The following is a 20369-nucleotide window of genomic DNA, read 5'->3' as shown; positions in this document are numbered from 1 at the left end:
ACCACCTTCCAGACAAAGGCATAACTGGGCATCATTATCAGTCATAGCCCTGCTGAAAAATGAAAATGGCTGAAATTGTGAGATTAACGAAGATTTTTCAACCTTATTGAGAGAGGATTACTCTTCGGAGAAAGTTCTGTCGTAGGTGAACGTTATCTTAGGCCGCTACCTGGAGTAGTAGAATTCAGATATTAGCTTCTTAAGTGCACTTATACATCTATACCAATATTACATCAAATACAAAAAGAAAATGTTACTTGCCTTATAATTGCAAGCCGGGCTATAGGGATAGATTCTTTGCTGGCACCTGTTAATAAAAATGCTTTCTGGTGTCTGTCGGACATAGGGGGTCGGACTAGCCCGATGGAAGAAAAGATGGCGCTGTTCAGCATTCCCCGGATCGTTTCAGTGAGCCGGCGCACCGACATTCCCGCCTTTTACGGGGAATGGTTCAGGCAGCGGGTCCGCCAGGGATGGGCGGTGAGCCAGAATCCCTTCAGCCGCCGGGCAATCCGGGTTTCGCTGCGGCCGGAAGATGTGGCTGCGTTTGTTTTCTGGTCGAAGAACTTTGCCCCCTTTCTGCCTTACCTGGCCGAACTGAAAACGCTGGGCTACAGGATGGTATTTCTTTTCACCATCACTGGTTTGCCCCGAATATTTGAAAGCCGGGTGCCGGATACCGGGGTGACTGTTGCTGCCTTGCAGGCAATTTCCAGGATGTTTTCCCCCGGGCATGTGCAGTGGCGTTACGATCCCATCTTCCTGACCAGCGTGACGGATGAAAAATACCACCTCCGGCGGTTCCGGGAATTGTGCCGGCTTTTGAGCGGATATACAACCAGGTGCTATATAAGTTTTGTCTGTCTCTACCCGAAGGTCAGGCGGCGGCTGCAGGCGCTGGAGAAGCAGGGGATAAAGGTTTTGGCGGTTTCAGAAACGGAACAGGCTGCCCTGGCCCGGCAGCTGGCCGAAATCGCCGCCGAACACGGCATCGAGCTTTACAGCTGCTGCAACGACCATTTAGTCGGCGGACTGGTAAAAAAGGCTCATTGTGTGGACGTGGAACTGCTGGCCTCTTTATTTAATCTGGAAGCAGGGTTCTACAGGTTCAGGCCCACCCGCAACCAGTGCGGGTGCTGGGAAAGCGTGGACATCGGCGTGTACAATACCTGCCCCCACGGTTGTATTTACTGCTATGCCAGTACGGGTGCCGGAGCCAGCAAAAATTATCTGCATCATGATCCCGGCTCACCGGTGTTAATTGAACGGGAGAATATTCATTCCCAGGCCAGGTAAGATTTCAAAATCGAAAACTAAGAGACAAGCAATTTCTAGTACTAACGGTGCTTGAAACGGGCGGGATAAGGTATCATGGGAAAGGTCAGGGTCCTCCAGCTAATCACCCTTTCCGAACTGGGCGGCGCCCAGAAAGTGCTATACCACCTGGTGACCGGATTGAACCGGGAGCGCTTTGAGATTACGGTGGCCTGTGCGCCAGGCGGGGAGCTGGTGCGCTGGCTTACCGGATGCGGCGGTGTGAGGATCGTGGAAGTGCCGTATCTGTGCCGGGAGGTGTCGCCTTTAAAAGACCTGGCCGCCCTATGTTGCTTGCGCCGTTTCATGAGCCGGGAGCGCTTCCACATCGTTCACTGTCACAGCTCCAAGGCAGGTATCCTGGGTCGTCTGGCGGCCCGACTGGCCGGAGTGCCGGGCATCGTCTTTACCGTTCACGGCTGGGGAATAAACGATTACCAGTCCGGGGCGGTCCGGATGTTATTTACTCTGGCGGAAAAGCTGGCCGGGCGGTTGAGCAGCCGGGTGGTCTGCGTTTCGCAGGCCGACCTCCAAAAGGGCCTTGAGCAGGGTTTGGCTCCACCTTCCCGGCTGGCGGTTATTCATAACGGCCTGCCGGAGCCTCCCCTCAGGCCGGGCGCCCTGCGCCGGGAGCTGGGCCTGGGCGAGGACGCCCTGCTGGTGGGTATGGTGTGCCGGCTGCGCGCGCCAAAGGATCCTCTGTTTTTCCTGGAAACGGCCCGGGCGTTGCTTTCCACGGGGAAATGGTCGAACCACCTTTATTTTGTGCTCATTGGCGACGGGCCTTTAATGGCTGTTTGCCGGGAGTTTATAGCTCGCCACGGCCTGGCCGGAAAAGTGTTCCTCGCGGGTGGCCGCGAAGATGCTCCTTCCCTTCTGGGCGACATTGATGTTTTCACCCTCTTTTCGCTCTGGGAAGGCCTGCCCCTTACGATAATCGAGGCCATGTTCGCAGCAAAGCCGGTGGTAGCCGCGGCGGTAGGCGGGGTGGGCGAACTGGTCGTTCCCGGGGAGACGGGCTATCTGGTCCCGCCCGGGGACACGGTGGGGGCGGTGACGGCTCTGGAGAAACTCCTGGAGGACGCCCAACTCCGCCGGCGGATGGGGGAAAAGGCCCGCCGGCTGGCCTGCGAAAGGTTCGCGGTAGAACGGATGGTAAAAGATTATACACTGCTGTACGAAGAAATACTACGGAACCCCGTTGGAGGAAAAACGCTCCAGCCGTCGAAGTAAGTCAAAAGTAATGAAGTGATAAAGGATTGAGAAAACAAACTTTTTAATTGATGTTTCGCCTATGGAAAAGTTCCTGCGTATTTTAAAACCGTTATTCCCGTGGCTGCTGGCGCTCGGGGATGCGCTGGGGGTTCTGGGTGGCTATTATCTGGCCTTTATCCTGCGCTTTGCCGGCGTGCTGCCACCTGAAAACTGGCAGGCCTTTCTGAAGGCGCTTCCGGGCATCGGGGCAGTTACGTGGGGGATCTTCGGCGCCCTGGGCCTTTACCAGAAGAGTTACAATGGTTTCATGCCCGTGCTGCGGGCGGCCCTGACCGGCATAGCCGGCGTGGCTGTAGCTACTATGGCTCTTACCTTCTGGCTGCGGGGTTTCGCCTTTCCCCGCAGCGTTTTGCTGCTGGCTCCACCCATCCAGGCGGTACTGATCTGCCTGTGGCGGTGCTTTTTCTGGCATCTCGAACGCCGGGTTCACGGCCGGCGGGACTTGCTGGTGGTGGGGCCGCCGGAGGAGGTGGCAGCAATTCTGGGCAAGGTGCTGGAACTCCCCCGGGGATGGTTCAGGGTACGCCGGGTGCTGGCGCCGGAGGAACTGGGAGATTTAAAAAAATGGCTGCCTGCAGTGGATGCGGTACTGGTGGTCTCTTCCCTTTCCCGGGAGGATAAAGCCGGAGTGGTGGGGGCCTGTCTGAAGACCCGCCGGGAGGTCTTCGTGGTGCCCGATTTGTACGATATTTTACTGATCCGGGCCGACATGACCCAGCTGGATGACCTGCCGGTGGTGGAGGTGCGGGAATTACGCCTTACCTGGCCCCAGCGGGTCGCCAAGCGGGCTATGGATGTAGTGGTGGCAGGCCTGGGTTTGCTTCTGGCGGCTCCGGTAATGATCTTTTGTGCCCTGGCCATAGCCATTACTTCTCCCGGCCCCGTCTTCTATACCCAGGAGCGGACAGGTTATTGCGGTAAGACCTTCCGCGTGTACAAATTTCGCACTATGATCCAGGATGCGGAAAAATATACCGGCCCGGTCCTGGCGGGGGAAAAAGACCCCCGGATTACGCCGGTGGGCCGTATCTTGAGGGCCACCCGCTTGGATGAACTGCCGCAGCTTTTCAACGTGCTCAAAGGGGACATGAGCCTGGTGGGACCCCGGCCCGAACGTCCTTATTTCGTCAAGCAGTTTGCCAGTGAAATACCAGACTATCACTACCGCCATCTGGTAAAACCCGGACTCACCGGGCTGGCTCAGGTTTACGGCAAGTACACCACTTCCGCGGCGGACAAGCTGCGTTACGACCTCTATTACATAAGAAATTATTCTCTGCTCCTGGATCTGAAGATCCTGCTGCAGACCATCCCCGTTCTTCTGGGGGGTGAGTCGGCCAGGGGTCAGAGTGAAGAGGACCCGGCAAAACACGCAGCCATTCACGCCCTGGTCAACGGCCGGCAGGAAGTTGCGTCGGTGGAGGAATTCAAGGTTACAGCGGGTAGTAAAGACTGAGTGATCTATAGGAAATCGGTCTTATAAGCAGTGTAGAATTATTAAGAGATTTTTATAAGTTCCCAGGAGGCGATTTTTTCTTGCCGGAAACAGTTCCTTTCTTGAACCCCTCCATCTTCCGGGAATACGACATCCGGGGCGTGGCGGGAAAAGACCTGAATTATGAAACCGCCCGTATTCTGGGAATAGCTTTCGGCACCTATCTGCGGGAACAGGGATTGAAAGAGGTGCTGGTGGGCCGGGATAACCGGGCCAGTTCCGGAGAACTGCGGGATGGCATATGCGCCGGGCTGTTATCGGCGGGATGTGATGTTCTTGATCTGGGCCTGGTGGTTACCCCCGTGGTTTACTTCGCCCGCCATTACCTGGGCGTAAAGGGTGCTGTGATGGTCACCGGCAGCCACAACCCGCCGGAGGAAAACGGATTTAAGCTCGCTGCGGGCGGCGCGGAAACGATCTACGGGAAAGAAATCCAGAAGCTCAGGGAGATTTGTTCGCTCGGTTCCTTTGCCGCCGGCCGGGGGAAAATTAAAACTGCTGACGTTGTTCCCGCCTACCTGGATATGCTGGTTGATAAAATTAAGCTTGGTCCCCGCCCATTAAAAGTGGTCGTGGACTGCGGCAGCGGTACGGCGGGTTACTTCGCGCCGCAGCTCCTGCGCCGCTGGGGTTGTAACGTGATAGAGCTTTATTGTACTCCCGACCCGGCCTTTCCCCACCACCACCCCGACCCGGTAAAAACGGCCAACCTCCGCGATTTGCAAAAGAAAGTTCTTGAGGAGGGGGCGGATCTGGGCGTGGCCTACGACGGTGACGCCGACCGCCTGGGGGTGGTAGACGAACAGGGTAACATAGTTTGGGGAGACAGGCTGATGATCCTCTTCTGGCGCGAAATTCTCCCCCGCTTCCCCGGCGCCCCGGTGCTGGTGGAGGTCAAGTGCTCCCAGAGCCTGGTGGAGGAGGCTGCCCGCCTTGGGGGGAAGCCCATTTTTTCCCGCACCGGGCATTCCCTGATCAAGGCCAGAATGAGAGAGCTAAACGCCCCCTTTACAGGGGAAATGTCCGGCCACATGTTTTTCGCCGACGAATATTACGGCTACGACGATGCGCTATATGCCACCGGGAGGCTTTTGCGTATTTTATCAAATACGGAAAAACCTCTTTCTCTGCTTTTGGCCGACGTACCGCAATACTATTCCACGGCGGAGACGCGCGTACCCTGTCCGGACGAGGTTAAATTTGCTGTTGTAGAGCAACTTGTCAAGGAGTTTCAGCGCCAGTTCGAAGTTATTGACGTGGACGGTGCCCGGGTATTGTTTGAGGACGGGTGGGGACTTGTGCGCGCTTCCAACACGCAGCCCGTGCTGGTAGCCCGCTGCGAGGCGAGGACACCGGAAGGGTTGCAAAGAATTTGCGACTTGATGAAAAAAGCCATTACCGCCCACCCCCGGGTGGGGGATTTTGAGTGGGAATATTAGCCGGGAGATGCCGGCAAGCAGGCGGGATTTTGTAAAAAGATAGAGGTTCCCGTTTTGATTATGGGAAAATTTTCCACAGTATTCGGGTGGTAAGGCTTTAGCTTCAGGTCGAAACTATTTGCCATGTAGCCTCCTGCGTGCTATAATGTGGCTACCGGAGGTGATTCCATGAAGGCGGGTATCAGGGAAGTCAAGAACCGCTTCAGCGAATACCTGAGGCGGGTTAAGCAGGGCGAAATAATTGTCATCACCGAGCGTAACGTCCCCGTTGCCAGGCTGGTGCCGGTTCAGGAAAAAGGGCAGCTTCCCGTTTTAACCCTGGTGGAGGAGAAAGTGGCTTCCTGGCAGGGGGGTAAGCCACGCGGTGCAGCAGTGCCGCCGGCGGTTCCCGGCACTGCCTCGATCGCAGCGCTGGTCGTGGAGGATCGCCGGTGATCTGTTACCTGGACACCAGCGCACTGGTGAAGCTCTATGTGCACGAACAGGGCTCGGAGACTGTGCGTAAACTGGTGGACGCGGCTGCGGTGGTAGCTACCAGCAAGGTGGCTTACCCGGAAGCGCGGGCCGCCTTTGCCCGGGGTTTCCGTGAGGGTCTGCTGGGGGAAAAGGATTACCGCCTGGTTGTGGCGGCCCTGCAGCACGATTGGCCAAGGTATCTCGCCCTGGAAGTATCGGATTCCCTTGCCTGGCTTGCCGGAGAACTGGCCGAGAAACACCGCCTGAGGGGTTTTGACGCCATACATCTTGCTGCCGCGGTAACCCTGAAGACACAGGTTAAAAGCCGGGTCATAGCAGCCTGCTGGGACGTTCGGTTATGGGAAGCCCTGTGCGCTGTGGAGCTTGAGGTGGTGCCTGAAAACAAGCCATAATCCGCACTGCATTAAGCGAGGGGATGAGATCGAGGTGGTGTTACAATAATGCCGCAAAAGAGCCGGTCAGGGCCTTTTCCCGCAAGCATCCAGGGAGGTGAAATCGATGAAGGCGGCACTTGTAGAGATCGCCGCTGCCGGCGAAAAAAAACACACCTACACAGACTATTGTAAGCTCCCCGAGGGGGCACCCTACCAGCTCATTGGAGGTGAATTTGTCCTGACTCCTGCGCCGTCTACGTACCACCAGATTATTTCCATGAAACTTGAATTTCAAATAGTGACCTTTGTGACCCGGCAAAACCTGGGGCTTGTACTCCACGCCCCTATAGACGTCTACCTCGGTGAAACCGAAACCTACCAGCCGGACATCATCTTTATCGCCCGGGAAAGAATGAATATCATCGAACCGCAGCGGATAAACGGCGCTCCCGACCTGGTGGTGGAAATTCTCTCCCCGACCACCGCCTATTACGACCTGCGGAAAAAATTCAAGGTTTACGAGCGGTGCGGCGTCAAAGAATACTGGATCGTGGACCCGGAAGAAAAATCGATACAGGTTTTTCTGCTCAAGGAGGGCAGGTTCGTTCTCGACCAGGAGGCAGAGCAGACAGGCGAAATCTCCTCCCGTGTCCTTTCCGGGCTCACCATTCGTTTGGAAAGCATCTTCGAAAGTTGGCCAGGTTAACCTTCCCTGTTACAGGGTAATTGTAAAGTGTTGACATTTGAAACAAGGAAAGGCTAAAATTGTACCAACAGGTACGTCTTCAAAGTTGTACATAAAGCTGTACTTCGCGAGAAGAGGGATAACCGATGAAGATAACAAAAGTCCACGCAAAGTCTCCGGGTAAGCGGGCGTACAGGGAAGCAAAAAAGAGGGAGTGGGTTTTGAAGCTCAACCCAAAAGGACAGGCAACCATTCCATTGGAAGTGCGCCGGATGCTCGGTGTCGAAGGCGTATGCCGGGAGTTGAAGCTGGTTGCGCAGGAAGACGGTTTTCGTCTCCTGCCCCACAAGCCGCCGCCACCTATTCAGAAGTATATAGGTTGCTGCGCCGAGGAACTGGCGGACGTGAACGACGCTGCGGCCTTTGTCCGGGAGTTGCGCGGCCGGGAATCCGAGGCGGGAGAAGCCTGATCCTATGCGCACTGCCATTGATACCAACCTGCTGATCATCCTTCTTCGGGGAAAGCCCGCAGATCAGGCGGAACTTGTTGCACAGGCACTGATCAAGTACGATGGGCAGGGCCAGTTGCTTATTTCCCCTATAGTTTGGGCAGAGTTAAAGGTCTTGATCGGTACAAAAAAGCTTGACTCTTTTCTGAAAGATAGCCGGATTTTAATTGACTGGGAGCAGACAGCGGAGGTCTGGTCTGCAGCGGCAGATGCTTTCGCGCGTTACCTCGAAAACCGCCGCCGCGGCAAAACGATTCAACACTGCACCTGCGGTAGGGAGATAAACGTAATATGCCCCGATTGCGGTAAGATGCTAGGGTTTCCCCGTCATATACCCCCGGACTTTCTGGTCGCCGCCCACGCCCTGCACCGGGCAGACCTGCTGCTTACGGCAGATAAAGGGATCCCGCAAAGATATTTCCCCGCGTTGAGAATCGGCAACCCGCTGGAATCGACCGGAGATTGAGATCAGAAGCGGACTCTCACCCCCCCGTATTCTGTGTTCGTGCCCTTAAAAAACGCCGGACTCCTGGAGACGCCGCTGGCCGCGGCGGAGCTTGCGGTATCCGGGTGGTGATTGCTAACGCTGGGGAAATGACTGAACCAGTAAAGGGTGGTCGGCATGTGTGGAGTACCGAAGCAATTATTAGCCCGGCTTGTCCTTGGGCTGCTTATCTTTCATCTAATCGCTCCTTCTCCCGCCCGGGCCGCCGGGGAACTGACCGTCTATTCCCCAGCCGAACAGAAGGGGAAACCGGCGCAGTTTATCTGGCAGTTGTCCGGTGTGGGCCGCCTTTCGGGGGACATAATGGTTGGCCCCAACGGCCTTTTATACCTCCCCGTAGGCAACAAGCTGGCGGCGGTGGACACCCGGGGGCGGGTGGTCTGGGAGGCGGCCGGTCCGGCGGGAGGGAGGATGGGCCGGCCGGTTTTCGGTCCCGCCGGTTCTATTTTTTTACCGGGGAGTACCGTGGTGCAGGAAATAAAAATGAACGGGGCGGCGGGGTGGAGTTTCAGTGCCTTCCAGGGTTCCACGGCATCCGGGCCTGCCTGGTTGTCTTCAGGTCCGCGGGGTTACCTTTACCTGCCCCTGCCTGCGGCATTGTACGCCGTGGACACCATTGGCCGGTATAAATGGGCGTTGTTACACTGGGATGCCGGTGATCTGTACCGGGCCGTCCCCCTTAAAGACCGGGCAATTGACGGTTGTGCCGGCGACGAGCGGGCGGTATACGTGGTTTGCAGCCGCAGGCAGGCTGGATCGACCCTGCTGGCTGTGGACGGTGCCGGGAAAATCCTCTGGCGTTACTGGCTGGGAGAGATAAAGGAGGTCCACCTGGTTCCGGGAGGCGACGGCGTTCTCTATGCAACGGTTAATCCGTCGAAACTCGACAAGTTGAATAAAGGGAAGGTATATGCTTTCCGGCCGGAGGACAGCGGCCGGCCCGCCTGGAGCCAGACCATACCCTTCGACGACCTGACCGCCCCTGTTCTTTCCCCGGATAAAACCCTTTATTTCACTGCCGGGGGACGCATTTATGCCCTGGATGCGCAAACCGGGCAGCAAAAATGGTACCAGCCGCTCTTGAATCTGATTTCAGCCCCGGCGGTGGACGGCAGGCGGAACAGGATTTATGCCGGAACTTCCGACAAACGCCTGCTGGCGGTCGATACCGGAGGGCGGTTGCTCTGGGAATTGGAGCTGGACGGGGCCGTCAGCAGGCCGCCGCTTGTGGGCCCGGACGGTTACCTGTACATAGTCACAGACAAAGGGAGTTTGTACAAAATACTGGATGCCGGCAATTCCTGGCGCCTGTTCAAGTAGGTGTTTTGATATGAGGCGATTTCATTTCCAGTTTGTCCTGCTGATGGCGGGAATTATTACAGGGATTATGTTTATTTTACCTCCCCGGGTGGCAGCGGGGGGGTCGGCCGGAACAGAGTGGTTTAAGGATATACGGAACCACTGGGCCAGAAGCCACATCCTGCGCCTGGCCGCCCTGGATCTGGTCCGGGGTTATCCCGATGCCACCTACCGGCCCCAGCGCCCCCTCACCCGGCTGGAGCTGGTGGCCCTTGTGATGCGGGTGGGCGATTTCGAAAAGGCCGCAGCGGAGGCGGCCCGCCGGGGAACCCGGAGACGCACCGTTGAGGATTCCGGCACGCCTACGTCTGCTGGAAGTCCTATCCCCCGGGTGCCCTGGGGCCAGGATTCCTTTACCTTTGCAGTAAAAAAGGAATTTTTGCCCCCGGAGTGGGTGGCTTCCTTTAATCCGGATAAACCGGTAACCCGGGCCGAAGTGGCCGCTTTACTGGCCCGGAGTTTTTACCTGCCCGTACCGGAAGAGGGAAGCACTTCCGGCAGTGCCCCTTCCACCGGCGACTTTCCCGACATCGACCGGGCCCCCGCCCTGTACCAACCCTACATCCGGGCCGTGGCTGCAGCAGGGATCATGTCCGGGTATTCCGACGGCACTTTCCGTCCCGCCCACATATTGAACCGCGCTGAGATGGCGGTCATTCTTTCCAGCCTGCTGGACCGCAACTGGGTTAAAGTGCCGGCGGGCCGTCGGCTGGAGGGTTGGGTTTCCAGTGTGCGTATGGACCCGAAAGGCCTGGAACTGGAGCTCACCTCCCTGGTCGGGGTGCAGAAGTTGCGGGTAAGTCCAGATTATCATTGCTTCGCCGGCGGCAGGGAATGCACGCTGCTCCAGGCCGGCAACCACCGGGTGGAAGTTATCCTGGACGGCCGCCGGCAGGTGCGCTGGGTCAACCTGCTGGAGGAACGGAAGATAGCAGGTAATACAGAGAAAATAACCGGTTCGGTGAAGTCCGTAGTCCTGGGTGAAGATAACCTGCTGGTATTGAACGATTTGAACTGCGAGGATCGCATTTTTTCTCTGGCCTGGGATGCGGTGCTGATGGGGAAAAGGGCCAAACAGGATTTCCGCTCCCTCAAACCGGGCGACTTCGTGGAAGTGGAGCTTGACGGCGGCCAGGTAAAGCGGGTTACCCTGCTCGAGGTAAAAAAGATCTCGGGTACCGTAGGTACACTCACCGGCAAAACGCTGGGGCTGCTGGGCAGGTCCGGCCAGAAGGGCAACCCGGATCGCTTCGATTACTGGGACCGGGCCAGGATAGTGGACAGGGAAGACCGGCGTGCCGGGGGCGTTATGCGGGGAGACCGGGTGGAAATTACCTACCTCGATCCCATCCCCGGGGAAATCCAGGACGAACGGGTGCTGCAGATTAAGATAACCTCCCGTCCCGGCCTGAAAAAACAAACGGGTAAACTGCAGGCCATCAAAACAACTGGAGGGACTTACCGCATTGTCCTGGAAAAGGACAAGGAGTATGAGGTGGACCCCGCGGTGAGGGTAACTGATCCCTCGGGCAACAGAATTGCCTTTTCCGACCTGGACCGGTACATCAAATCCCTGATTGAGTTGTGGCTGGATGGAGCCGGCGTGGTTATGGAGATCCGGATTGCAGGTGAATAGCATGCTTCGCACCTGTTAAATAGTATCTCTCTATCCCGCCCTCACCAAGGAGATTGCTGCCGCTACCCGGTACTCGTGTACCCATTACCCGGTACGCATTCACCGGTATCCTGCAGGGACCTCACCCCTGAGAAGTTAACGGAGACGCGCGTCAGCGCGTCTACGGCCGGATATAGCACTTCCGGCGGGGAGATGCCCTCAGCAGTTCCCACCTTACAAAATATTTAGTTTTAAGGAGGCAATCCAACGGAATAATGAAGGTCAATAAAGCTGAGGAACTTGTTTTAAAAGGTAGAGAGTTTCTGGAGAAGGGCGACTTCCGGGCCGCGGAAAAGGCCTTTGCCGCAGCCCTGAAAGAGGATAACGCTGTTCCCACACGCAACAACCTGGCGCTGGCTGTCTTTATGGCCGGAGAGCCCCGGCGCGCCCTGGAGATTCTGAAGCCATGCCTGGACCCGGAAAAGGAAGATACGGGTGCAAACCCCTATACTTTCGCCCTGGCTGCCAGGATTCACTGTTCCCTGGGCCAGGAGGACCAGGCCCGCCGGCGGCTGCAGCAGGCCGTACAGAGCTTCGAGATGGGATTGTCAGATCTGCGCCGGAGCCAGGGGCAGGTTCCGCATTCATTCCGGGAGTATACGGTGGCCATCATGCTGGCGGCCGCCGAACTGGGAGAGCACCGGCAGGTGTTTGAACTTTACCGCCGCTGGGAATCCCATCATGTTTCCTGGGAAAACAAACTCCTGGCTGCAGTGGCCTGCTTCAACCTGGGCCGGTACAGGCGGGCTGCAAACCTTTGGTCTTCCCTGGCGCAGATATCCGGGCTGTTTTCCGGCATGCAGCAGGTGGCCTTCCTGGTGGAACGGGGGGTTATTCCGCCCTTTCAGATGGGTTACAAATTCTATTCCAAGGAAAAATTGCAGGCAATGATAAAAGAAGCCGCGGCCAGTGAGGAAGCACGCCGGCAGTACATGCAGGACGGCTTTTTCCGCATGATGCTGCTTGCCTGGCTGCTGGAGGGTAACTCCCCGCAAGCTTTCCGGGGGATGTATGACCTGATTTACTACGGCGATGAGTGGGGCGAAAAGCTGGGCCGGCAGGTGCTGAATGATTCCGGGTTTTCTCCCGCCCTGAAAATTGCTGCGGCGGAGGCCCTCACCGCCAGGGGCATCCTGCGGGAAGACGAGCCCGTTCCCATGGTTATCGATGGTGAGCGGCGGCTGGTGAAAATCGAAACGACTCCCGTCCTGCCGGAACCGGATGAAGAACTGGACGGGATGGTGAACCGGGCAATTAAGCTGCAGGGCGAAGGGAAAATAGAGGAAGCTGTGGAAATGCTGCTGGGTATCTTCCGGGAAGGAAAGTTCTACCCCCCGGCCATGGTGACCCTCGCCAACCTTCTGCGCTTGAAGGGCGATCTGGATGAGGCTCTAAACATAATGGAAATGCTGGAGCAACTTGAGCCGGACAACCCGTTCCTTCTATTTAACCTTTCTTTGCTGATGCTGGAAAAGGGAGAGGTGGCGAAAGCCCGTCAGTATTTGGCCAGAATCGATGATCCGGAATTTGAAAAGGAGCATGCCGAAAAGCTTGAAGCTCTGGAAAGGGAAATAGAGCGTAAGGAAAATGCTGTTCTCCTGTCGGAAATGTCGGAAATGATTATGCGGGCGTATGAGGAAGATGAGCGCCGGAAAATAGAAGAGAAACCTCTGCCCGTGGACGCTCCCCTCTCCCGGGGGTTGAAAAACATGCCCGCCCACTGGCTGGAGGGTGCCTGCATATATTACGGCTTCGAGCCCGCGCGGCAGCGCCGGCAGCGGGAAGAGCAACTACGGCAATTTCTTTCCCGACGCGATAACCTGGAAAAGGCGGTGGGGGAACTGGAAGAGGAGGAAAGAGAGCTTTTAAAATACCTTTTGCAGCGGGGCGGCTGGAGCCGGTTGAATGCTGTTACCCGCAAATTCGGCTCTTTAGAAGGGGACGGCTATTTCTGGCAGGAGCGGGAACCGGAATCTTTGCTGGGTTTCCTGTGGTCCCTGGGCCTGGTGATGGTGGGTAAAGCTACGCTGGAAGGTCGCCGGGTTAAAATTGCCACCATTCCCCTGGAACTGCGGCAGCCCCTGAGGGAAATCCTGGGCATTTAACAGCTGGCGATCTACCATTAAAGTTAGAGCCGGCACACAACATGTACACATCCCCTGGAACCTTTATGAAAATTATAACATTACCTGCTGCTGAAGACAATTCACCCCCTCCGGTTGTCAGCGGGGCTATCCTGACAGCCAGCCGTTACAGAATTGCTCCTATTTTCGGCAGGAATCGCCGGCCCCCTGCCGAATTGTGACCGGAAGGGAAAGCCAGCCGTGGAGAACATTTTAAACATCCCGCACGCTGCTGGAAACGAGGTGAACTAGCACACTGACCGACGGAGGACGGATCGCCCGGGCCACGGCGCTGGTCATGGGCGCTACCATTTTGAGCAAAATCATGGGCTTTGGCCGGGAAGCGGTCCTGGCGGCGGCCTTCGGCGCAAGCGCGGCCACCGATGCTTACCTGGTGGCCATGATTATCCCGGCTCTTCTCTTCGGCCTGGTGGGTACCACCATTACCACGGTGGGCATCCCTTTTTTCAGCGAGTACCTGCACCGGGCGGAGAAAAGGCCCGAGCTGCCGGAACTGATCTGGACCTGCTTCCATGCCGTCACCGGCATCCTGCTGGTCATCGCCCTGCTGGGAATACCGGCGGCTCCCTGGCTGGTGGGCATCCTGGCCCCGGGGTTCGGCCCGGAGCAGGCGGAGCTTACCACCCGGCTGGTGCGGGTGCTGCTGCCCATGGTGGTGATCATGGGTATGGTGGGCTGGGCCCAGGGGGTGCTCAACGCCCACCAGCACTTTGCCGCCCCGGCCTTCATGGGCATCCCTTACAACATCATCATGATCACAGGCATCCTTCTGGCCGGGGCTTACGGGGGTATTGCCGGTGTGGCCTGGGCCACGGTGCTGGCCACGGCCAGCCAGTTTTTCATCCAGGTGCCGGCCCTCTACCGGCGGGGCATCACCTACCGCCCGGTCTTCAACCGTCGCCACCCGGCCTTGAAAAAAATGCTCTGGCTGGCCGGGCCGGTGCTGATCGGGGTGGGGGCCAACCAGTTAAACGTAATTGTGGACCGCATGCTGGCTTCCGGCCTGGCCGAGGGCAGTATTTCTGCCCTGAATTACGCCCAGCGGGTTTTGAACCTGCCCCAGGGTCTTTTTGCCGTCCCCCTGATTACCGTCCTCTACCCCGCTTTGACCGAGCGCAGGGCTTTAGAGGATGCCGCCGGGTTCCGGGCCGGATTGGTCCGGGGCCTGCGGGTGCTGGCCTTTGTGCTGGTTCCCCTGACGGTGGGTATGATGGTTCTCCGGGAAGACCTGGTGCGGTTTATCTTCCAGCGGGGCGCCTTTGACAGCCGGGACGCCGCCATGACGGCCGTGGCCCTTTTCTTTTACACTCCCGGCCTGCTTTTTTTGATGTGGCGGGAGTTCCTCAACCGGGCTTTTTACGCCCTGCAGGATACCTGGACTCCCATGACCACCGGCCTGGTGGCTGTAGCCGTGAACATTGCCCTGAACCTGATCCTGGTCCGGTACCTGGGCCTGGCCGGGCTGGCCCTGGCCACTTCCGCTGCCGCAGGGGTGGGCTGCTTTCTTTTGTTCTGGCTGCTCCGCCGGCGGCTGGGGTATATCGGCGGCAGGGTCCTGGTGGGGCAGGTGGGGCGTGTTCTGGTGGCCTCCCTGCTGATGGGGCTATTTGTGTGGTGGCTGGACGGGCGGGGCCTGGCTCTGGCGGGCTGGCCGCTGCTGGAAGGGCTGGCGGGGCAATTCATGGGTGGCAGCCCGGGCGATTTTGTGCTGCAGGGCCTGCGCCTGGGGGTACTTATCGCTGCCGGGGGGTGTTTTTACTTCCTGGGCTGCTGGCTGCTGCGGGTGGGCGAGGTACACTACGCCCTGGAACTGGCCCGGAACATCCTGTGCCGTTTCCGCCCGGCAGCCAGAGGAAAGGCGTAAGAAGTGCGGTTCCTTCCCTGATGCTACCATTGGGCCGCAAATCAAGAGAGCGGCGGTCACCCCGCAGTGCCGGGGTTGGTCGCCGCCCTTTATTTTGGCCCTCTAGCTGTTGATTGCAAAGAGGGGGTTGATGACCAGGCCGGTAATCAGCTTGGGGTAGAAGAAGGTGGATTTCTGGGGCATTTTTTCGCCGCTGGCGGCTACAGCCGTGACTTCCTCCACCAGGGTGGGATTTAAAAAGAAGGCCAGCTGGTATTCACCTTCATCCACGGCTTTCAGTGCCTCCACTTCTTCCCTGGTGTAGGTGAGATGGCTTTCTTTGGCCCTCTGTTCGCCGCCGATGCCCAGCAGGCGGTCCAGGATCAGGTGATGCAGCACCGAAACGTCCAGCCCCTGCCAGGCGGCGGAATGACCGGCGGGCATCAGGCGGGTTAATGCTCCTTCATCCCGCAGGGTTAAGAAGTACAGCCGCCCGCTGCCGCAGTACAGGCCGAAACAGTGGCGGCGGGTGCGGGGGTCGGCCGCGGGCCGGACATCCCCGGTGAAGCCTCCCCGGGAGGCCAGTTCCCTGATGAAGCCCGTAAAATTGCTGCGGTCAGGAGCCAGGGTAAAGGCCTCCACCTGGAAGTGCTCTTGAATCCTGCCCAGGAGTTCCTCCACATCCAGGTTGACCACATTGCGCACCAGGCGGTGGGTGGGCAGCACCACCAGGCCGGGGTCGTACAGGTTGACCAGGGTCATCATCACGTAATCGTAAGGCCTTGCGCCCTCCGGGTCGCCTTCTTCCAGCCGCCTTTCCCGGCTGTAGGCCAGGGCTGTTTCGTAGCGGTGGTGGCCGTCGGCAATGTAGATGCGCTTGCCGGCCATGGCCTGCTGCACCTGCTCAATAATAGCGGGATTTGAAATTACCCACATCCGGTGACCGTGGCCGTTTTCATCGGTGAACTCCAGTTCAGGCTGGCGGTCCCTTTCCCGGCGCAGGAGGCCGTCCACGGTCATTTCCTCATCGGCGTAAAGGCCGAAGATGGGGCTGAAGTTGGCCCGGCAGGCCCGCATCAAGTCCAGCCGGTCGGCCTTGTGTTTGGGCAGGGTTTCTTCATGGGGCAGGATTACGCCTTTCTCGTAGGGTTCCAGCTTCACGGTGCAGAACATCCCGCTGCGCACCAGGCGCCTTCCCCCCACGTCAAATTCCTGCTCGTACAGGTAGAGGGCCGGTGATTTGTCCGGCACCAGCACGCCTTTTTCCAGCCAGGCGTTAAAATCAGCCGCCGCCCGGGTGTAGCGGTTGTTGCTTTCGTTATCATCGGGGTAAACCTTCCCGTATTCCAGGCGGATGATGTTGTATGGGTGGCGCCGGTAGTAGCCGTCCTGGGCTTTTGCATCAATGACATCGTAAGGGGGGGTCACCAGATCAGCCATGGACCCTGCATCGGGAGCGTAGCGCAGTCCCCTGAAGGGTTTAACTTGGGCCAATTTTTCTCACTCCTTGTCTGGCTGTTTTTTTCTCGTCCAGCGGTTGCTGTCCCGCTGCCGGTATTTCTGCATCATGCGGAGAAAGGCATCTTCCAGGTCAATGCCCAGGGAGTTGGCATAGCAAACGATGATGAAAAGCACGTCGGCCAGCTCCAGGGCCAGGTCCCCCGGGGGCTCCCCGGGTTTTTTGGGTTTCTGGCCGTATAGATGGTTGACCTCCCGGGCCAGCTCGCCCACCTCTTCAGTCAGGCGGGCCAGCATGGACAGCGGGTGCCAGTAGCCTTCTTCAAACTGGCTGATCCAGCGGTCCACTTCCTGCTGCATTTCCCTGATTTCCACACCAATCTCTCCCACGTGTAGTTTTTTAGACGTTTGAAGCAGTGGTTTTAACCGGCCCTTACCCTTGCCATTATAACCCGCCGGACCCCGGGTGAAAAGAGTTATTTACGCGGGTTTTACAGTTAGGGCCATATTATTCAAGAGATGGTCATATTTTCCCCTGCCGGAACATATTGTTTACACAGCAGGAAGGAGGGAAAAGCCATGGAATCAGCAGGGGGTCCGCGCTGGTTGATCTTGCGCCGCAAGTACCTGCTGTTTATTCTGGGCCTGCTTCTTTTTTTACTGGCCCTCTGGGGACTGAGGGGGGGACTGGCTCCCGAGCCGGAAATAGCTCCCGAACAGCTGCTGGCAGAAGCCCTGGAGAAAACGGCCTCCAGCAAAAGTTTTCGCTACCGGGTGGAAGCCAGGCTGGGCGAGGACGGGGTTCTCAGCCGGGTGGAAGGGGAGCGGCAGGCTCCGGATCGCATACATATCAAGGGTACCATGTACAACAGCCCCGTGGAGTTCATTCAGGTGGGGGATACCACCTACATGCGGGATCTGTGGACCCGGAACTGGCTCACCCTGGAGGGAAACCGCCTGGTCCAATCGGAGCTGTTTGTGGCCGAATTTAATCCCCTGGGTTTTTTAAAATTTAAAGATGTGGCCGGAACCCGCTACGGGGGCAGGGAAAAGCTGGAGGACAGGCAGATGCTGGTGCTGGAATGCCAGCCCCTTCTGGATAATTCTTACCTGGAATTGAAATACACGAATTTTTACTGCAAGTTATGGATTGATCCCGGGGACCACCGCATTCGCCAGGCTGTCCTGGAGGCCAGGGGGCCGGATAATAAAGCGGGCCTTTCGGTAGGCCTGAAGCTGTGGGATTATGACCGGGAGATGCAGATCAACCCGCCGGTATAATTTTCGACGAATAATTGACGCTGCCCCATTTTTCTTTTATTATAAATTAAGGATTTCAATGAGCGGCACTGCTGCTGCATTTTTTATTTTCAGGAGTGATTTTACTTGCACGGGGATATGGAAAGAGTACTGATTACTGAAGAGGAAATTGCCCGGCGGGTGCGTGAGCTGGGGGAGGAAATTTCCCGGGATTATGCGGGAAAGGAGCTGCTGGTGGTCGGCATTTTGAAGGGCGCCGTCATTTTTATGGCCGACCTGGTGCGCTGTTTGACCATCCCGGTACGCCTGGACTTTATGGCCGTTTCCAGTTACGGTGCTTCCAGCGAGTCTTCAGGGGTGGTGCGCATATTAAAGGACCTGGAGCAGAATATCGAGGGGCTGGACGTTCTGATCGTCGAGGATATTGTCGACACCGGCCTGACGCTGAACTACCTGCGGGAAAACCTGCTCACCCGCGGGCCGGCCAGCCTGAAAATCTGCACTCTCCTGGACAAGCCCAGCCGGCGCAAGGTTGATGTGCAGGTTGATTACAACGGTTTCGTGATCCCCGATGAGTTTGTGGTCGGCTACGGCCTGGATTACGACGGCCGCTACCGCCACCTGCGGGATATTCTGGTTTTAAAGCGGGAAGTCTACAGCGGTAAAAAGCAGGACGAGAATTAAACCGGAGATTTTTTAAGCTCTGGAACCGGGAGGTTATCCACACCATGTCCATTCAAGACCGGCAGGAGATGGTTATTGTCCTGGACTTCGGGGGGCAGTACAGTCACCTCATTGCCCGCCGCATCCGGGAATTGAGGGTTTTCTGTGAAATGCTCCCCTATAACACGCCTCTTGAAGAAATAACGGGGCACCGGCCCCGGGGAATAATTTTTTCCGGGGGGCCGGCCAGCGTTTACCAGCCGGGAGCACCTGCCGTGGATCCGGCCATATATGATCTGGGCATACCCATCCTGGGCATTTGCTATGGTATGCAATTGATGACCAGGCAGCTGGGAGGGGTCGTCACCCGGGCCGAACACCACGAGTACGGCAAAACCGACCTGGAGATAATTGACAGCCAGGATCTGTTCTGCGGCCTGGGGCCTGTCGAGCAGTGCTGGATGAGCCACGGCGACCGGGTGGAAGCCCCACCGCCGGGGTTTGAGGTCATCGCCCGCACAGAGCAGGCTCCCGTGGCCGCCATGGTCGATCGGAAGCGCAAGCTTTATGCCGTCCAGTTCCACCCGGAGGTCATCCATACACCCAGGGGCCAGGATATCCTGCGCCACTTCCTTTATAACGTTTGCGGCTGCCAGGGCAATTGGACCATGGGCTCTTTTATTGAAGAGTCCATCAGGGAAATCCGCGCCCGGGTAGGGGAGAGGCGCGCCATCTGCGCCATCAGCGGGGGCGTTGATTCCTCGGTGGCTGCCGTGCTGGTTCACCGGGCCATCGGCGACAGGTTGACCTGCATTTTTGTGGACCACGGGCTGCTGCGCCGGGGCGAAGCCGCCCAGGTGGTTGAGGTCATCCGGGGGAAGTTTCACATCCCGCTGATCCATGTGGACGCCAGCCAGCGTTTTCTGAGCCGCCTTAAGGGAGTAACCGACCCGGAACAAAAACGCAAGATCATTGGCGAGGAATTCATCCGGGTCTTTGAGGAGGAGGCTGCCAAACTGGGCGAGGTGGACTTCCTGGTCCAGGGGACCCTGTATCCCGACGTGGTGGAAAGCGGCACAGCCACGGCGGCGGTTATCAAGTCCCACCACAACGTGGGCGGCCTGCCCGAGAACATGCAGCTGGAACTGATAGAACCCCTGCGCTGGCTTTTCAAGGACGAGGTGCGGGAGTTGGGCAGTGAACTGGGGCTGCCCGAAGAAGTGCTGTGGCGCCAGCCTTTCCCGGGGCCGGGACTGGCCGTGCGTATACTGGGGGAAGTTACCCCGGAAAAACTGGAGATCCTGCGCCACGCCGACGCCATTGTCAGGGAGGAAATTTACCAGGCCGGCCTGCACCGGCAGATCTGGCAGTACTTTGCCGTGCTGCCCGACCTGCGCAGCGTGGGAGTGATGGGGGATGGCCGGACCTATGCCTATACCGTGGCGGTGCGGGCCGTCCACAGCCAGGACGGCATGACGGCAGACTGGGTGCGCCTGCCCTATGAGGTGCTGGAGCGCATATCCAGCCGCATCGTCAACGAGGTGGCAGGGGTAAACCGGGTGGTTTACGACATCACTTCCAAACCGCCGGCCACCATTGAATGGGAGTAAAAAGGTTATTGACAACCGCGTTCCTGCCTTGCTAAGATACCCTTGAAGGGTGGATATATTTCCCGTGAAAAATAAAGCCCGAGAAAGTGTACCTAGGGTTCCACACCCGGGGAGGGTGGTTCGGTCCGAGCGGTACAGGCCCGGAGGAGTTATTTTCCGGGTTACACCGGCAGGGAGAAAAGCCCAGGCGGTAGGTTTCTCACACTCATGGAAACCTGCCCGCCTGGGTTCTTTGTTTGGTCCGGGGTGCGGGACGTTTGCAGCGGGGAGGCAGGGCTGCCGGG

General features: G+C 57.9%; 18 protein-coding genes and 1 riboswitch. Of the genes, 16 read left to right on the top strand and 2 right to left on the bottom strand.

The window, feature by feature from the left end:
- Nucleotides 1–363: 363 nt before the first annotated feature.
- From BR83_RS0106685 to murJ, 13 genes are all read left to right on the top strand, one after another.
- Nucleotides 364–1296, top strand: a complete 933-nt coding sequence (locus tag BR83_RS0106685; RefSeq protein ID WP_051617984.1) for a DUF1848 domain-containing protein — start codon at nt 364–366, stop codon at nt 1294–1296.
- 75 nt (nt 1297–1371) lie between these two features.
- Nucleotides 1372–2547 carry a glycosyltransferase family 4 protein gene (locus BR83_RS15245; protein WP_051617982.1) on the top strand — a complete coding sequence of 392 codons (1176 nt, stop codon included), beginning with the start codon at nt 1372–1374 and terminating at the stop codon, nt 2545–2547.
- Nucleotides 2548–2608: 61 nt separating this feature from the next.
- Nucleotides 2609–4045 (top strand): sugar transferase, encoded by a 1437-nt coding sequence (locus BR83_RS15240; RefSeq protein ID WP_051617979.1) that lies wholly within the window; start codon nt 2609–2611, stop codon nt 4043–4045.
- A gap of 80 nt (nt 4046–4125) precedes the next feature.
- A complete protein-coding gene (locus BR83_RS0106670) occupies nt 4126–5523 on the top strand; it encodes a phosphomannomutase/phosphoglucomutase (RefSeq protein ID WP_242839639.1) in 1398 nt (465 codons plus the stop codon).
- Between the two features lie 168 nt (nt 5524–5691).
- A complete protein-coding gene (locus tag BR83_RS0106660) occupies nt 5692–5958 on the top strand; it encodes a type II toxin-antitoxin system Phd/YefM family antitoxin (protein WP_027356431.1) in 267 nt (88 codons plus the stop codon).
- Nucleotides 5955–6392 carry a type II toxin-antitoxin system VapC family toxin gene (locus tag BR83_RS0106655; RefSeq protein ID WP_027356430.1) on the top strand — a complete coding sequence of 146 codons (438 nt, stop codon included), beginning with the start codon at nt 5955–5957 and terminating at the stop codon, nt 6390–6392. Before BR83_RS0106660 ends, BR83_RS0106655 begins: the two co-directional genes overlap by 4 nt.
- A gap of 106 nt (nt 6393–6498) precedes the next feature.
- Nucleotides 6499–7080, top strand: coding sequence for a Uma2 family endonuclease (locus tag BR83_RS0106650; protein WP_027356429.1), 582 nt, complete (start codon nt 6499–6501; stop codon nt 7078–7080).
- Nucleotides 7081–7205: 125 nt separating this feature from the next.
- Nucleotides 7206–7529, top strand: a complete 324-nt coding sequence (locus BR83_RS0106645; RefSeq protein WP_027356428.1) for an AbrB/MazE/SpoVT family DNA-binding domain-containing protein — start codon at nt 7206–7208, stop codon at nt 7527–7529.
- A gap of 4 nt (nt 7530–7533) precedes the next feature.
- Nucleotides 7534–8034, top strand: coding sequence for a type II toxin-antitoxin system VapC family toxin (locus BR83_RS0106640; RefSeq protein WP_027356427.1), 501 nt, complete (start codon nt 7534–7536; stop codon nt 8032–8034).
- Between the two features lie 156 nt (nt 8035–8190).
- Nucleotides 8191–9393 (top strand): PQQ-binding-like beta-propeller repeat protein, encoded by a 1203-nt coding sequence (locus BR83_RS0106635; RefSeq protein WP_027356426.1) that lies wholly within the window; start codon nt 8191–8193, stop codon nt 9391–9393.
- 10 nt (nt 9394–9403) lie between these two features.
- Complete coding sequence (locus BR83_RS0106630) at nt 9404–11068, top strand: S-layer homology domain-containing protein (RefSeq protein ID WP_027356425.1); 1665 nt, start codon at nt 9404–9406, stop codon at nt 11066–11068.
- A 254-nt stretch (nt 11069–11322) separates the two neighbouring features.
- Nucleotides 11323–13212, top strand: a complete 1890-nt coding sequence (locus BR83_RS0106625; RefSeq protein WP_027356424.1) for a tetratricopeptide repeat protein — start codon at nt 11323–11325, stop codon at nt 13210–13212.
- Nucleotides 13213–13486: 274 nt separating this feature from the next.
- A complete protein-coding gene (murJ, locus tag BR83_RS0106620) occupies nt 13487–15115 on the top strand; it encodes a murein biosynthesis integral membrane protein MurJ (RefSeq protein ID WP_027356423.1) in 1629 nt (542 codons plus the stop codon).
- A 102-nt stretch (nt 15116–15217) separates the two neighbouring features.
- Here the strand turns inward: murJ and BR83_RS0106615 are convergent, their stop codons facing one another.
- Together BR83_RS0106615 and BR83_RS0106610 are read right to left on the bottom strand one after the other, a co-directional pair.
- Nucleotides 15218–16588 (bottom strand): DUF1015 domain-containing protein, encoded by a 1371-nt coding sequence (locus tag BR83_RS0106615; RefSeq protein WP_027356422.1) that lies wholly within the window; start codon nt 16586–16588, stop codon nt 15218–15220.
- A 6-nt stretch (nt 16589–16594) separates the two neighbouring features.
- Nucleotides 16595–16927: a nucleotide pyrophosphohydrolase gene (locus BR83_RS0106610; RefSeq protein WP_027356421.1), complete on the bottom strand. Its 333-nt coding sequence runs from the start codon at nt 16925–16927 to the stop codon at nt 16595–16597.
- 204 nt (nt 16928–17131) lie between these two features.
- Between BR83_RS0106610 and BR83_RS0106605 the strand changes: the two genes are divergently transcribed.
- The 3 genes from BR83_RS0106605 (at nt 17132) to guaA (ending at nt 20085) form a co-directional block, all read left to right on the top strand.
- Nucleotides 17132–17833 (top strand): hypothetical protein, encoded by a 702-nt coding sequence (locus tag BR83_RS0106605; RefSeq protein ID WP_027356420.1) that lies wholly within the window; start codon nt 17132–17134, stop codon nt 17831–17833.
- A 105-nt stretch (nt 17834–17938) separates the two neighbouring features.
- Complete coding sequence (gene hpt, locus BR83_RS0106600; RefSeq protein ID WP_027356419.1) at nt 17939–18496, top strand: hypoxanthine phosphoribosyltransferase; 558 nt, start codon at nt 17939–17941, stop codon at nt 18494–18496.
- 44 nt (nt 18497–18540) lie between these two features.
- Nucleotides 18541–20085 (top strand): glutamine-hydrolyzing GMP synthase, encoded by a 1545-nt coding sequence (gene guaA, locus BR83_RS0106595; RefSeq protein WP_027356418.1) that lies wholly within the window; start codon nt 18541–18543, stop codon nt 20083–20085.
- Nucleotides 20086–20166: 81 nt separating this feature from the next.
- A riboswitch (guanidine-I (ykkC/yxkD leader) is annotated at nt 20167–20277 on the top strand.
- Nucleotides 20278–20369 lie beyond the last annotated feature (92 nt).

The sequence above is a fragment of the Desulfofundulus thermocisternus DSM 10259 genome (genome assembly GCF_000686645.1).
Lineage (GTDB): Bacteria > Bacillota > Desulfotomaculia > Desulfotomaculales > Desulfovirgulaceae > Desulfofundulus > Desulfofundulus australicus.
Note: the sequence above shows the minus strand (reverse complement) of the source record. Positions and strands in the feature narration are given on the sequence as shown.

Coding starts and splice junctions, on each gene's coding strand:
- BR83_RS0106685 (WP_051617984.1), top strand. CDS start 364: ATGGAAGAAAAGATGGCGCTGTTCAGCATTCCCCGGATCGTTTCAGTG.
- BR83_RS15245 (WP_051617982.1), top strand. CDS start 1,372: ATGGGAAAGGTCAGGGTCCTCCAGCTAATCACCCTTTCCGAACTGGGC.
- BR83_RS15240 (WP_051617979.1), top strand. CDS start 2,609: ATGGAAAAGTTCCTGCGTATTTTAAAACCGTTATTCCCGTGGCTGCTG.
- BR83_RS0106660 (WP_027356431.1), top strand. CDS start 5,692: ATGAAGGCGGGTATCAGGGAAGTCAAGAACCGCTTCAGCGAATACCTG.
- BR83_RS0106650 (WP_027356429.1), top strand. CDS start 6,499: ATGAAGGCGGCACTTGTAGAGATCGCCGCTGCCGGCGAAAAAAAACAC.
- BR83_RS0106645 (WP_027356428.1), top strand. CDS start 7,206: ATGAAGATAACAAAAGTCCACGCAAAGTCTCCGGGTAAGCGGGCGTAC.
- BR83_RS0106640 (WP_027356427.1), top strand. CDS start 7,534: ATGCGCACTGCCATTGATACCAACCTGCTGATCATCCTTCTTCGGGGA.
- BR83_RS0106635 (WP_027356426.1), top strand. CDS start 8,191: ATGTGTGGAGTACCGAAGCAATTATTAGCCCGGCTTGTCCTTGGGCTG.
- BR83_RS0106630 (WP_027356425.1), top strand. CDS start 9,404: ATGAGGCGATTTCATTTCCAGTTTGTCCTGCTGATGGCGGGAATTATT.
- BR83_RS0106625 (WP_027356424.1), top strand. CDS start 11,323: ATGAAGGTCAATAAAGCTGAGGAACTTGTTTTAAAAGGTAGAGAGTTT.
- BR83_RS0106605 (WP_027356420.1), top strand. CDS start 17,132: ATGGAATCAGCAGGGGGTCCGCGCTGGTTGATCTTGCGCCGCAAGTAC.
- guaA (WP_027356418.1), top strand. CDS start 18,541: ATGTCCATTCAAGACCGGCAGGAGATGGTTATTGTCCTGGACTTCGGG.